Annotated in this window: 13 protein-coding genes; 2 read left to right on the plus strand and 11 right to left on the minus strand. The window is 50.2% G+C overall.

Features of this window, described 5'->3' with window-relative positions:
* Positions 1–150 precede the first annotated feature (150 nt).
* The 3 genes from lapB to pgpB form a co-directional block, all read right to left on the minus strand.
* Positions 151–1,320: a lipopolysaccharide assembly protein LapB gene (gene lapB / locus A1WG_RS01155; protein WP_000891363.1), complete on the minus strand. Its 1,170-nt coding sequence runs from the start codon at positions 1,318–1,320 to the stop codon at positions 151–153.
* A 6-nt stretch (positions 1,321–1,326) separates the two neighbouring features.
* The gene (gene lapA / locus A1WG_RS01150; protein WP_000876278.1) at positions 1,327–1,635 is read right to left on the minus strand and encodes a lipopolysaccharide assembly protein LapA; all 309 of its coding nucleotides are present in this window, start codon (positions 1,633–1,635) and stop codon (positions 1,327–1,329) included.
* A 148-nt stretch (positions 1,636–1,783) separates the two neighbouring features.
* Entirely contained in the window at positions 1,784–2,548 is a 765-nt protein-coding gene (gene pgpB / locus A1WG_RS01145) for a phosphatidylglycerophosphatase B (protein WP_001516488.1), read from the minus strand.
* Between the two features lie 169 nt (positions 2,549–2,717).
* On the opposite strand from pgpB, the gene ribA reads away from it, so the two are divergent.
* Positions 2,718–3,308, plus strand: coding sequence for a GTP cyclohydrolase II (gene ribA, locus A1WG_RS01140; RefSeq protein ID WP_001176295.1), 591 nt, complete (start codon positions 2,718–2,720; stop codon positions 3,306–3,308).
* 63 nt (positions 3,309–3,371) lie between these two features.
* Here ribA and acnA read toward each other — a convergent pair whose 3' ends face one another.
* The 7 genes from acnA to topA form a co-directional block, all read right to left on the minus strand.
* Positions 3,372–6,047 carry an aconitate hydratase AcnA gene (gene acnA / locus A1WG_RS01135; RefSeq protein WP_001516489.1) on the minus strand — a complete coding sequence of 892 codons (2,676 nt, stop codon included), beginning with the start codon at positions 6,045–6,047 and terminating at the stop codon, positions 3,372–3,374.
* Between the two features lie 227 nt (positions 6,048–6,274).
* A complete protein-coding gene (gene ltrA / locus A1WG_RS01130) occupies positions 6,275–7,627 on the minus strand; it encodes a group II intron reverse transcriptase/maturase (RefSeq protein WP_001516490.1) in 1,353 nt (450 codons plus the stop codon).
* A 447-nt stretch (positions 7,628–8,074) separates the two neighbouring features.
* Positions 8,075–8,170, minus strand: a complete 96-nt coding sequence (gene ymiC / locus A1WG_RS24775; RefSeq protein ID WP_122983110.1) for a small membrane protein YmiC — start codon at positions 8,168–8,170, stop codon at positions 8,075–8,077.
* A 116-nt stretch (positions 8,171–8,286) separates the two neighbouring features.
* Positions 8,287–8,457, minus strand: coding sequence for a protein YciX (gene yciX, locus A1WG_RS01125; RefSeq protein WP_000261428.1), 171 nt, complete (start codon positions 8,455–8,457; stop codon positions 8,287–8,289).
* A 2-nt stretch (positions 8,458–8,459) separates the two neighbouring features.
* Positions 8,460–8,600, minus strand: coding sequence for a YmiA family putative membrane protein (locus tag A1WG_RS01120; protein ID WP_077627674.1), 141 nt, complete (start codon positions 8,598–8,600; stop codon positions 8,460–8,462).
* A gap of 316 nt (positions 8,601–8,916) precedes the next feature.
* Positions 8,917–9,891, minus strand: a complete 975-nt coding sequence (cysB, locus tag A1WG_RS01115) for an HTH-type transcriptional regulator CysB (protein WP_000776256.1) — start codon at positions 9,889–9,891, stop codon at positions 8,917–8,919.
* A gap of 209 nt (positions 9,892–10,100) precedes the next feature.
* A complete protein-coding gene (gene topA / locus A1WG_RS01110; protein ID WP_001516492.1) occupies positions 10,101–12,698 on the minus strand; it encodes a type I DNA topoisomerase in 2,598 nt (865 codons plus the stop codon).
* Positions 12,699–13,077: 379 nt separating this feature from the next.
* Here topA and A1WG_RS01105 point away from each other — a divergent pair, with 379 nt between their 5' ends.
* Positions 13,078–13,329 carry a YciN family protein gene (locus tag A1WG_RS01105; RefSeq protein ID WP_001031530.1) on the plus strand — a complete coding sequence of 84 codons (252 nt, stop codon included), beginning with the start codon at positions 13,078–13,080 and terminating at the stop codon, positions 13,327–13,329.
* 35 nt (positions 13,330–13,364) lie between these two features.
* On the opposite strand, the gene sohB is transcribed toward A1WG_RS01105, so the two are convergent.
* Positions 13,365–14,414 (minus strand): protease SohB, encoded by a 1,050-nt coding sequence (gene sohB / locus A1WG_RS01100; protein ID WP_000422073.1) that lies wholly within the window; start codon positions 14,412–14,414, stop codon positions 13,365–13,367.
* Between the last annotated feature and the right edge of the window lie 34 nt (positions 14,415–14,448).

Raw genomic sequence — 14,448 nt, forward strand, 5'->3', positions numbered from 1 at the left:
CAGGTAAACGGCGTGCATTCTACCCGTGGAAATAAAAAATTAACAGTTACGATTTTCCCCCTGCCAGTCTTTTTCTGCTCAGGCGTTACCGAAGCTATTTGTAAAAATAACCCTTAGTATGTTGTAACTAAAGATGGTTTTTTTTATAAATTACAGTCCATCCAGGCCACGAATCGGTTTAATGGTTGACCAGGCACGGCAGGACGGACAATGCCAGTAAAGCGTGTATGCAGTAAAACCACACTTCTGGCAGCGGTAACGCGGCTTACTACGCACCTTCTCGCCCACCATGTCACGCAACACCATCAGGCTCTCTTTGGCGCGCCCTTCTTCCGCTTCGTTAAGGTGGTAATCCATCAACTTATGGAACACGCGCATCGTCGGATGGCGTTGTAGCTGGCGCGTAATATAGACCTGTGCGGCTTCGCTGCCATCGCGCGCTTCAATGATGTCGGCAAGCATCAGTTCAGCATCTGCCCCCGTATTCTCCTCCACCGCACGCTGGAGAAACTCTGCCCATTCGGCAGTTTTATCCAGTTGCTGATAGCAGGTTTGCAGCATTTCCAGCGTTTCGCTGACCAGCTCTCTGTCCTGGGAGATAACGCGTTGCAGGCTCTCGACCGCTTTTGCGTACTCCCCTTTTGCCATGAAAACACGTCCCATCATAATGGACACGCGGGCGCTGTTTTTGTCGGCTGCCGCCCCTTTTTTCAACAAGGCCATAGCGCGATCGAGATCGTCACTGGCCATGTGCTGAAGGGCTAATTCACAGTAGAAATGGGCGATTTCGACTCGCTGTTTATCTTTACCAAGCTTCACCAGGCGTTCTGCAACATCAATTGCTTTCTGCCATTCACTGGTGGACTGATAGATTTGCAACAGTTGTTGCAATGCGCCAACTCGGAAGTCGGTTTCATCAGTCAGTTGATTAAACATATCTTCCGCGCGATCGTATAAACCCGCCGCCATGTAATCACGCCCCAGTTGCTGAATTGCCAGCAGACGCTGCTCATAGGTCAACGAGGCACTTTCCATTAAGGTTTGATGAATACGAATAGCGCGATCGACTTCGCCACGCGAACGGAATAAGTTTCCGAGCGTAAGGTGGGCTTCAACGGTGCCTGTATCCTCTTTCAGCATATCGAGGAACAGATCCACCGCTTTGTCCTGTTGATTACTAAGCAGGAAGTTAACCCCTGCTACGTAATCGCGTGACAGGCGGTTGGCTTCATCTTGCTTGTTTTGTTGCGCACTTCTGCGGCCCATATACCAGCCATAGGCAGCGGCTACAGGCAAGAGCAGAAACAACAACTCCAGCATAGAAAGTTATTCCTTCGCTACTGACGAATCAGGCGCTACCGCCACGCCAGTCGCAGGTGAAAGCTGGTTTTCCAGTCGCTTTATTTTACGTTCAGCGCGTGCCAGAGAAACACGAATTCGCAGCCAGAACAGGCCGCAAATCAACCAACCGATAGCAAACCCCGCAGCAAACAATACCGCCAGCAAAGTAGAGATACGATACTCCCCTTGCGCTAACAGATAATTAAACGTTACCTGCTGATCATTCTGCGCACCTAACGTGACAGAAATCACAAAAATCGCTAACACCAGTAAGAAAATGAGTAAATATTTCACATTACTTCCCGTTATGTGGTTAGAGCGAATAAATTATGGTCAACTTACCGCAATAGCCCTTTAAAGTACCATTTTCACGACGTCTGCGAAATGGTAGCCACAATCATTGTTGATGATTTGAGGGTTAAATTCGGAAATTCAACCAGTTTTAACTTTCTTGTTCTCGCTGCGCTATCTCACGATTTTCTTCCGGCGGTGGTGTTAATGGCCCACAAATACGTTGCGCGAGCCAGGTTGCCACCGCCACCAGCGCCCACGAAATCAACGTAGCCACCACCAGATCGCGCGGCCAATGCATCCCCAGCAGCAAGCGGCTTCCCATTACTCCCGTTGCCCAGACCAGCAAGAGCGCAATGGTTAAAGTTCGCCTACGTGGCCACAACAGCCCAACGGCGAGCAAGGCCCAACTGGCGGCAAACATCGTGTGGCCGGAAGGAAAGGCAAACCCCGTCTCTTTCTGCCAATGAGAACGTAAATATTGCGGGATATTTTTTTCTTCAGCCAACTGTTCTTTCACTAAATTACCGCGCTCTGCTCGCTTTAAAGTGTAGAACTCATCAACCGGAATATGATGTGTTTTTTCCAGCCAGATAACAAAAGGGCGTGGCTCCTGAACTTTACCTTTGATCCAGGATTTAGCTCCCTGTCCGACAAGAATTGCCGCTGCCAGAATAGCAAATAACATAACTGCGGCTTTGAGGCGAAAACGCAGACACCAGAGAAACCAGCCGAATAAAATAAGATGCGTAATGACGCCCCAGGGCTGAGTGACGGTTTCAGTGACCCAAAAGGCCGCTTTTAACAGCCAACTTTGATCTCCAGGTTGCCAACGCCAGCCAGAAATCCATACCGCTACCGGCATGATAAGTAATAGTGCTGCTCCAACTGCGGTACGTCTGGCAATCGAACGCATGGTCTCTCCTTCCTTATAAGTCTCACAATCATAACTGAAAATGCTCTGACCTGGAAAAATTGACAGATTTGTGCCATTCAGTGAACGATTGACGCGTCGTGATTAGGTGAACACCTTCGCGTTATGGCAAAATAAGCCGATACAGAACCAGCATTATCTGGAGAATTTCATGCAGCTTAAACGTGTGGCAGAAGCTAAACTGCCAACCCCCTGGGGCGATTTCCTGATGGTGGGATTTGAAGAACTGGCAACCGGACACGATCATGTCGCGCTAGTCTATGGCGATATTTCCGGGCATACCCCGGTACTTGCGCGCGTCCATTCCGAATGTCTGACCGGTGACGCCCTGTTCAGCTTGCGCTGCGATTGTGGCTTCCAGCTTGAAGCGGCACTGACACAAATAGCCGAAGAAGGCCGTGGTATTTTGCTGTATCACCGTCAGGAAGGACGTAACATTGGTCTGCTGAATAAAATTCGCGCTTACGCGTTGCAGGATCAAGGCTACGATACCGTAGAGGCTAATCACCAGTTAGGCTTCGCCGCTGATGAACGCGATTTCACTCTTTGCGCCGATATGTTCAAGTTACTTGGTGTCAACGAAGTCCGTCTGTTAACCAACAACCCGAAAAAAGTCGAAATTCTGACCGAAGCAGGGATTAACATTGTTGAACGCGTGCCGTTGATTGTCGGTCGTAACCCAAATAACGAGCATTATCTCGATACCAAAGCGGAAAAAATGGGCCATTTGCTGAACAAATAATCCTCGTTTAATGCAAATTCGGCCTGCTTGCCGGATGCCCCTCATCCGGCAAGTAAAGCACAGTTACTTCAACATATTACGAATGACATAATGCAAAATACCGTCGTTCTGGTAATAGGTTAATTCCGTCGCGGTGTCGATACGACAACGGCACGGCACAACTTCCTGACTCCCCTCCGCTCGCGTTAGCGTCACCGGAACCGTCGCGCCCGGTTGTAGACTTTGTAGATCGGTAATATCAATCTTTTCTTCCCCGCTCAGCCCTAACGTTTTACGCGTCACGCCTGGAGGGAACTCCAGCGGCAGAATACCCATACCAATTAGATTCGAACGGTGAATACGTTCAAACGATTCGGCAATAACCACACGAATACCGAGCAGACGCGGACCTTTTGCTGCCCAGTCACGGCTGGAACCAGATCCATACTCTTTCCCGGCAATCACCGCCAGCGGTGTTTTCTCCTGCTTATAGCGCATCGCTGCATCGTAAATAGAGACAACCTCGCTGGCAGGCAAATGGCGCGTCATCCCTCCTTCAACGCCAGGCACCATTTCGTTACGAATGCGAATATTGGCAAACGTGCCGCGCATCATCACTTCATGGTTACCACGCCGCGAACCGTAGGAGTTAAAGTCTTTACGCTCAACGCCACGACCCTGCAAATATCGCCCTGCCGGGCTGTCGGGCTTAATACTGCCTGCCGGAGAAATATGGTCAGTGGTAACCGAATCCCCCAACATTGCCAGGATTCGCGCACCGTGAATGTCTTCCACTGGCGCTGGTGTTACCTGCATCTCATCAAAGAAAGGCGATAACCGAATATAGGTCGAATCATCCTGCCATCCGTAGGTATCTGATCGCGCAACGTTAATCTCTTTCCACTCCGCCGTGCCTTCAAAAACTTCCGCATATTCTTTACGGAACATTTCTGTTGAGACTTGCTCAACCGCGCGAGCAATTTCTTGTGCTGATGGCCAGAGATCTTTCAGATATACCGGATCGCCTTTGCGATCATGTCCAAGTGGATCGGAAGCGAGGTTGATGTTCATATTGCCCGCCAGCGCATAAGCAACAACCAGCGGCGGCGAGGCCAGCCAGTTGGTTTTAACCAGTGGATGAATACGCCCTTCAAAGTTACGGTTACCAGACAGCACCGCTCCAACGGTTAAATCACCTTTTTTGATCGCCGTTTCGATAGGATCGGGTAATGGGCCAGAGTTACCGATACAGGTTGTACAGCCATAGCCTACAAGATTAAAGCCAAGTTCATCGAGATACGGTGTCAGTTTGGCTTTTGCCAGATAGTCAGAAACCACTTTCGAGCCGGGAGCCAGCGACGCTTTAACCCACGGTTGTCGTTTCAGCCCCAGAGTTACGGCTTTTTTCGCCAGCAACCCGGCAGCCATCAACACGCTGGGGTTAGACGTGTTGGTACACGATGTTATTGCGGCAATAACCACTGCGCCATCAGGCAATTGATACTGATGCCCGTTCATAACATAATCGACGGGCTGGCGATCTTTATGCGTGGCATTCACTTCCAGTTCGTTACTGGCGGCAAAAGCTTTTGGTACATCTGCCAGCGCAACGCGATCCTGCGGCCGTTTTGGCCCGGCAAGACTGGCTTCAACGTCATTCATATCCAGTTCTAATGTACTGGTAAAAATCGGTTCATCGCCCGGGTTACGCCACATTCCTTGCGCTTTGGCGTATTTTTCGACCAGTTCGACCTGATCTTCACTGCGTCCACTTAAACGCATGTAATCGAGGGTAACCGAATCTATTGGGAAGAAGCCACAGGTCGCGCCGTACTCCGGTGACATGTTGGCAATTGTCGCGCGATCTGCCAGCGGCAGCGAATCCAGTCCATCGCCGTAAAATTCGACGAATTTACCCACTACGCCATGTTTACGCAGCATCTGAGTGACGGTAAGAACCAGGTCTGTGGCGGTGATACCTTCACGTAATTTTCCGCTGAGTTTAAAGCCCACAACATCCGGGATAAGCATGGAAACCGGCTGACCTAACATTGCTGCTTCCGCTTCGATCCCACCAACACCCCACCCCAACACGCCAAGACCGTTGATCATCGTGGTGTGCGAGTCGGTGCCGACAAGCGTATCCGGGTAAGCAATCCACTCACCGCCCTGCAATTCGCTCCACACCGCTTTACCGAGATACTCGAGGTTAACCTGATGGCAAATCCCAGTGCCTGGCGGCACCACCCTAAAACGACTGAACGCCTGCTGTCCCCATTTCAGGAATACATAACGTTCGTGATTGCGCTCCATTTCCAGGCGCACGTTTTCCTCGAAGGCCTCATCATCACCAAACCGATCGACGGTCACCGAGTGGTCAATCACCAGATCGACGGGTGAGAGCGGGTTCACCTTCGCGGTATCGCCGCCGAGACGTTTTACCGCTTCACGCATCGCCGCAAGGTCAACGACAGCAGGCACGCCGGTAAAGTCTTGCATCAGCACTCTTGCCGGACGGTAAGCGATTTCACGGTCAGCATGGGCATTTTTCAGCCATCCTGCCAGCGCATGTATATCTTCTTCGGTAACAGAGTTGCCATCCTGCCAGCGCAGCAGGTTTTCGAGCAAAACTTTGAGTGACTTAGGCAGACGGGTAATATCGCCCAGTGATTTGGCAGCAAGCGGCAGACTGTAGTAGTGGTAGGTTTTATCTTTAGCCTGCAACGTGTCCTTAGTGGCTTCTCGTAGGGTTGACGACATAGCTCCTCCTTAATGACAGGGTTGCGATGCCCTGATTCTCCTCAGGGTGAATATTAAAGATAACACAAACACTGCGTAACGATTTGATAACAACCCAAATTGATAAAAGAGGAGAGGCCTTACAGGGATAAATCGGGATAGGAGCTGATCTCACGATCAGCTTCCTCCCACACCACCGTACGTACGGGGCCGTATACGGCGGTTCGGTTATGTTGATCGTCGCCTGCCTATACTTCTGGCAGGCCCAGTCTGGAGAACAGCTTATTGGGGAGTGCTATATTCAGTGCCGGACTACAGCTTATCCGCCACTCTTTATGGCAGCTTCCTGCTGTTTGCGCCGCAAGGTCCTTGCTTACGCCTCGACTGCGCAACTCCCTGAAGCGGTTGCGGCCCGTTTTCCACTGTTTCCAGAGTATGCTTCGCAGCCTGCGCCTTATCCATCCGTTCAGCTCTCGCATCAGCGATGGCCTCTGGTTCAGCCCGTAGTAACTTTTCCAGCCCGTCAGATATCGTCTTAGCGGCTGGGTTAGCTGTTCAAGGCTTCTCCCTGTGTTGCGTCCGGTCAGTGCTCTTATCCGCATTTTGAACCGTTTTATCGACTCCGGCGATACCACGCACCATACCTTCCGCCCCCTTATGAAGCGGTATCCAAGGAACTTGCGCGTTTCAGAGCGTGCTACAGCACTCTTCTTCGCGTTGACCTTCAGCTTCAGTTTATGGCTCAGCCAGTGCGTCAACCCCGCCATGATCCGGTTGCCTGCCCGTTCGCTTTTCACGTAGACATTACAGTCGTCTGCGTACCGCACGAACTTCAGACCACGTTTCTCCAGTTCCTTGTCGAGGTCGTCAAGCAGCAGGTTCGATAGCAGCGGCGACAGTGGGCCGCCCTGCGGCGTTCCTTCTGTCACCGGCCTTACCAGACCTGCGTCCATCCCCCCTACATTCAGGAACCTGCGGATAAGTGACAACACCCGTTTATCCGATACTCGTTTCTCTATCCGGCTCATCAGCACATCGTGATTTACCCGGTCGAAGAACTTCTCCAGATCGAGGTCGACCACCCCGTGATACCCGGCCCCGATATGTTCCCGGGCTTGTATCACTATCTGGTGAGCCGAACGACCGGGACGGAACCCGTAGCTGTTGTCGCTGAACGAGCTATCCCACTGTGCCTGCAATACCTGCATCATCGCCTGCTGGATGAAGCGATCCACCACCGTCGGGATGCCCAGCAGACGTTCGCCGCCGCCGGGCTTCGGTATGGACACTCTTCTCACAGGAGATGGGCGGTATCTGCCGGACAGCAGTTGCGCTTTCAGCTCTGGCCAGTGGTGCCTCAGGTAGTCCGGCAGTTCGCTTACGCGCATACCATCGACTCCCGCTGCACCTTTGTTGGCTTTAACTCTTTTCAGGGCTTGCCTGAGATTGACTGGTTCACAAATGGCTTCCATCAGCCACACTGTTGACGACGGACTTTCTCTGTTCGTCGGTGCCTGCACGGTTTCAGCCCCCGGAAGGGCGGCGTTCGGGGCTTCACCCCGTTCCCCGGCCTCAGGGTCGCGATGCGTTTTCTGCTGCATGACCGTTCAGAACCTCCGTTGATACTCGTCACTCATTACCGTTCGGGCCTTCGGGTGTCATGCCCTACTATGCCCTCTGCTGACTCCTGTCCGCCGGTCAGCGCCCCTTACGGTACGCTCAGTTCTGGATACAGAACGACGGACAGGCCTCCCGGGGTAAGTTCAGCCGCCTTCACCACACACCTGTCCGATTTACCACCCCGGTTCTTGATGGTTATGGCCTTCGCAATTCTTTGCTTGCTCCGCCAACCGGGTAGGCCTCGTATCGGATTTCTGTTCGTCAGGTCATGGATTTGCTTCACGCTTCCTTCAGACCCCGCCTCACGACGACGCCCTTGCGCTTCGCTAGTCCTTCGCCACCATCAGGCTGGACAGGGGACTTTCACCCCCGAGCTGCTGAACATGCCCGGCACACAAAGAAAAACCTCGCCGCAGCGAGGTCAGAGATTAGTGAGCAACTATCCAGATGAGTTCGGACCAGAAGAGTATCGACAGAGAAAATGCGCCCATCCAGGACCAGTATTTCGTATTTGTGATGATCATAGGCTACACCCTTTATTTGTTATTACTTTATGTTGAAATTACTCAACCTTTTATTGCAGTGGTGTATTAAAAAGCGTTTAATTCACGAATATATCGGATAATAAGAATGATGATAATTATTGTTTCTGCTGATCATCTTCAGCAAACATCTCTATAAAGGCTTGCTGCTGCGACGTTAGTTTCCAGTCATCTGGAATAACGACGGAACATTCTCGTTTCGTTTCCATTTCGTTGTCACTATGCTGACATAATGGTGACGATTCCTGATGCTGCTCCTGAACAACCATCGTTATCCCCACACTTTCCATATCAGTAGTGCGACAACCACCCAGAAGAGTGCAGAACCAAGAAATACTGCACGCCAGGCTTTGCGTTTTAATTCAGGGTCCCGGCGGGGTTCCTGATTTCCAGAAGGCATTGCTAACCTCATATGATCGCCATCACTTATCAGTAAGACGTTAACCAATTGGTAAAATTAATCAAACGATGAGACAAATCCTAATGAAACTTTAGCCAAAAATCCAGCTAATTTACGAATCGTATCCAGTGAATAATTCAATCTTTTGACCTGATATAGATATTTGAAGATTGAAGTTTGCGAGGCGGATAATTAGGCACTACTTTATGATCGATTTACCATAAAGATTTCAGGGGTAATTATATTGTGGGTGCGTACGAATAAGAAGGAGCAGAGAATATATTCCGGCCCCCTGGTAACATAAAGGTGCCGGAAATAACGCAGGTAATTATTTTTCAGGCAACTTGATATCTTTAAACATGACCTCAATTTCTTCATTAGAACGCAGTGCCACAGCGGCATCAACGACATCTCGCGTTAAATGCGGGGCAAAACGCTGAATGAAATCATACATATAACTGCGTAAAAACGTACTGCGACGAAAACCAATTTTGGTTGTGCTATGGCTGAAAATGTCGTGTGCATCGACACGAACCAGGTCAGGGTCAGCAACCGGGTCGACCGCCATGCTGGCAATCACCCCTACCCCCAGTCCCAACCGGACGTAGGTTTTAATGACATCAGCATCCGTTGCCGTGAAGACGATACGCGGCGTCAACCCTGCGCGGTTAAAAGCGGTATCCAGTTCAGAGCGTCCGGTAAAACCGAAGGTATACGTCACCAACGGATACTGCGCCAGTTCTTCAATGGTGATTGCATTTTTGCCTGCCAGTGGGTGGTCCGGGGTCACCACAATAGCCCGGTTCCAGTGATAGCATGGCAGCATCACCAAATCTTCATACAAATGAAGTGCTTCCGTGGCAATAGCGAAATCGGCATTACCTTTAGAGACTGCATCGGCAATTTGTGTCGGTGATCCCTGGTGCATATGCAAAGAAACGCGAGGATAACGCTCAATAAAACCTTTGATGACGTTTGGTAACGCATAGCGTGCCTGAGTGTGAGTAGTGGCAATATATAATGAGCCTTTATCTGGCCAGGTGTGCTCTCCGGCAACCGATTTAATGGCATCTACTTTCGACAGGACTTCACGAGCAATACGAATTATTTCCTGCCCGGCTGGAGTAACCTGCGTCAAATGCTTGCCGCTGCGGGAAAAAATTTGAATGCCCAACTCATCTTCCAGCATTCTGACTTGCTTACTGATCCCAGGTTGTGATGTGTAAAGTCCTTCAGCCGTTGATGAGACATTCAGGTTATGATTGACCACCTCAACAATATAGCGAAGTTGTTGTAATTTCATGTTAAACCATCCACTTAGACGCCATCTGAACATCGTTTTTTCGTCACACCTGGCGGGTGACTAATACGATTTAATAATAAAAAAAGCGATAACTATAACCACTATATCATTTATAGCTTTAGTGTATAGGTGTGCAGAAAAAATAATATGTAATAAAAAAGGGCCGTTTTCGCGACCCTTTGTTTATAAAAACCGGAAAAAGTTAAAGGTTATTTTTTCCCTTCAACCCATTTGCCATCTACATAAAATGCTGACCAGCCAGTTGCCTTTCCATCTTTTTCCGAAGAGACATATTGCTGTTTGGTTTTACGGCTAAAGCGAACCATTGTCTTATTACCTTCCGGATCCTGCTGCGGCGCATCGGCCAGATAACGCAATTTTTCCGGTAAACGGTCGCGGAAGCGATAAAGCTCTTCCACCAACGGTGCACGCGTTTCACGTGATTTCGGGAAGGTATTGGCAGCCAGGAACACACCGGCAGCACCATCACGCAGCACGAAATAAGCATCCGATTTTTCGCACGGTAATTCTGGCAGCGGAACCGGATCTTCTTTCGGCGGCGCGACTTCACCGTTACGTAAAATCTTACGCGTGTTTTTACACTCTTCGTTAGTGCAGGCCATGTATTTACCGAAACGCCCCATTTTCAGATGCATTTCAGAACCACATTTTTCACACTCAACGATCGGGCCGTCATAACCTTTAATGCGGAATTCGCCCTCTTCGATCTCGTAACCGTCGCAGGTTGGGTTATTACCACAGACATGCAATTTACGTTTCGGATCGATGAGATAGCTATCCATCGCCGTGCCACACTTCTGGCAACGACGTTTGGCGCGCAGCGCGTTGGTTTCAGCATCTTCGCCTTCCAGCACGTTAAGCACTTCGTTTTCCGGCACCAGGTTGATGGTGGTTTTGCAACGCTCTTTCGGCGGTAGCGCATAGCCGGAACAGCCGAGGAATACCCCGGTACTGGCAGTACGAATACCCATTTTGCGGCCACAGGTCGGGCAATCGATACTGGTCAGAACCATCTGGTTCGGCCGCATACCGCCCTCTTCCGGATCTTTTTCCGCTTTATCGAGCTGCTGGGTGAAATCCGAGAAGAAGTGATCCAGTACGGCTTTCCACTCTGCTTCGTGATTCGCCACCTGGTCGAGGCTGTTTTCCATCTGCGCGGTAAAGTCGTAGTTCATTAACTCACGGAAATTTTCTTCCAGGCGATCAGTTACGATCTCACCCATTTTTTCCGCATAGAAACGACGGTTTTCTACGCGCACATAACCACGATCCTGAATGGTCGAAATGATCGACGCATAGGTGGAAGGACGACCAATACCGCGTTTTTCCAGTTCTTTAACCAGCGAAGCTTCACTGAAACGGGCTGGCGGTTTGGTAAAGTGCTGAGCAGGTGTCAGCTCAACAAGCGACAGTGAGTCACCTTTATCGACAGCCGGTAAAATACGATCTTCATCGCCTTTACGCAGCGCGGGCATCACTTTCGTCCAACCGTCGAAACGCAAAATACGTCCGCGCGCTTTCAGGCGGAAATCACCTGCGCCAACGGTCAGCGTGGTGGAGTCATATTTCGCCGGGGTCATCTGACATGCAACGAACTGACGCCAGATTAACTGGTACAGTTTCTGCGCATCCGCTTCCATATCTTTCAGCGATTCTGCCATTACATTGACGTCAGAAGGACGAATCGCTTCGTGCGCTTCTTGAGAGTTTTCTTTGCTGGCGTATTGGTTCGGGCTTTCCGGCAGATATTTCTTACCGAAATTATCGCTAATATATCCACGAACCATATTTACCGCGTCCTGACTCAGGTTAGTGGAGTCGGTACGCATGTAAGTGATATAGCCAGCTTCATACAGACGCTGCGCCATCATCATGGTTTTTTTCACGCCAAAACCAAGACGGGTACTGGCAGCCTGTTGCAATGTGGAAGTAATAAAAGGCGCGCCAGGTTTACTGGTTGTCGGTTTGTCTTCACGTTCCAGCACGCTATAGCGCGCTTTTTCCAGCAGACTTACCGCTGCCTGAGTTTGTTCTTTAGTCGCCGGGCGGAACGGTTTGTCGTTCTGATGGGTCACCTGCAAGGCCAACGCTTCGCCTGATGGTGTGGTCGTGCTGGCATCCACCTCCCAGAACTCTTCCGGTACGAACGCTTTAATTTCTCGTTCACGCTCGACCACCAGGCGAACCGCCACTGATTGCACACGCCCGGCAGAAAGACCGCGAGCAATCTTTTTCCACAGCAGCGGAGAAACCATATAACCCACCACACGATCCATAAAGCGACGCGCCTGCTGGGCATTAACACGATCAATATTCAGCTCACCAGGTTTGTTGAAAGCCTGGCGGATCGCGTTTTTAGTAATTTCGTTAAACACCACCCGGCTATAGCGCGCATCATCACCACCAATCACTTCCCGCAGGTGCCATGCAATGGCTTCCCCTTCGCGGTCAAGGTCGGTTGCGAGATAGATGTGGTCGGCTTTTTCAGCCAGTTGTTTCAGTTCAGAGACGACCTTCTCTTTACCAGGCAACACTTCATAGTGCGCCTCCCAATTGTGCCACGGGTCAACCCCCATACGGTTGACGAGAGCGCCACGTTCATCCTTTTTAGGCTTTTTAGCCGTCTTGGTGGAGGTAGAGTCGGCACTCTTTTTAGTAGTTGAGCCACTGGTCGGCAAATCGCGGATGTGACCGACGCTGGATTTCACCACGTAGTCACTACCCAGATACTTGTTGATCGTTTTGGCTTTTGCCGGGGACTCAACGATGACAAGAGCTTTACCCATATTCACCTTACCTAATTTGATTCTTCCAGGAATGCGTCGCACATTGATAAACCTTCCACTGGCAACGAGTTACCGATATGGACTCGCTCTCTGCGGATATCAACCCCTTGTCGTGACTCTGTTCACGAAAATTCAGGTGACTGAGTTAGCAGGTCTTTGCCTACAGGCGCTATAGCACGACGGAATTTTGGTCGAATGTCAAGCAAATCTATTGCCAGATTGACGAAAGCGTCACACTGTACCTGATAAAATCCGTTACGCAACTTTATTAGCATGCAAAATCCAAAGTTGCCAGTAAGGCGCACCTGACGCCAGCGTGGTATATTTGTCTGCAAGCCATGCCTGGCGTAGACTAATGTCCTTGTTTAAGGAGTAAATAATGAACAAAGAGACACAACCCATCGACCGCGAAACGCTGTTGAAAGAGGCCAACAAAATCATTCGTGAGCATGAGGATACGCTCGCAGGAATTGAAGCCACCGGCGTTACGCAGCGTAATGGCGTACTGGTGTTTACCGGCGATTACTTTTTAGATGAACAAGGATTGCCGACTGCGAAAAGCACCGCGGTGTTTAATATGTTTAAACACCTGGCTCACGTGCTCTCGGAAAAATATCATCTGGTAGATTAAAGCAAAACGCGAGGCCTGAACCTCGCGTTTGTCTTTTACATCAAAGGCTTTTGCCCGCGCTGCCACCAGCGTAACAACAATCGGTCGACGCTCTCTGCCGCACTGCCGGTAAATCGGTCTATTAACCGTTTACGCTGCATATAACGCACGTTAACCACTTCACGGCCTTCCATCAGACTCAGAATCACTTCATCACTGGTGTTTATTTCGTCAACCAGACCTTTCTCTACCGCCTGTTGCCCGTACCAGTGTTCGCCAGTAGCCACCTCTTCAATATCCAGAGACGGACGCATACGTTTTACAAAAGCTTTAAATAGCTGATGTGTTTCGTTCAGTTCTTCACGGAATTTCTCACGCCCTTCTTCGGTGTTTTCACCCAGCAATGTCAACGTCCGCTTATATTGCCCGGCAGTATGCAGTTCGATATCAATATCTTTACTTTTCAGGAAGCGATTAAAGTTGGGCATTTGCGCCACCACACCGATGGAGCCAACAATGGCAAACGGTGCGGAAACAATTTTATCCGCAACACAGGCCATCATGTAGCCGCCGCTGGCAGCCACTTTGTCTACCGTAACGGTTAAAGGAATGTTTTTATCGCGCAGACGCTGCAACTGCGAGGCTGCCAGACCGTAACCATGAACCATACCGCCGGGGCTTTCCAGACGCAAAACCACCTGGTCACGCGGCTTAAATGCCGCGAGTACCGCAGTGACCTCTTCACGCAGCGAGTTCACTTCATGCGCGTCCATGCTGCCTTTGAAATCCAGCACCCAGACACGGGGCTTACTGTCAGTCACCACCTCGCCCAGTTTGGCTCTCGCTTTCGCTGCTTTCGCTTCTTGCTTGTGCTTTTTCTTCTGCGCTTTATGCCACTGTTTTTGCTGATGTGTATCCATCAGCGCTGCGGCCAGTTCTTCTTTCATCTCCTTATATTGTTCGCTGAGATTATTAACCCGTAACTCGCCACGCTGGCGCTTATTACGTTGGGCAACATTGACAATAATGGCGGCAATAGCCGCAATCGCCACCACAACAGTGACAATTTTCGCCAAAAACAAACCATATTCAGACAACAATTCCACGAGTCCCACCTTGGTTAAACAACGCTTTGCTTCA

This window comes from Escherichia sp. KTE96 (genome assembly GCF_000408525.1).
In the GTDB taxonomy this organism is placed as follows: domain Bacteria; phylum Pseudomonadota; class Gammaproteobacteria; order Enterobacterales; family Enterobacteriaceae; genus Escherichia; species Escherichia marmotae.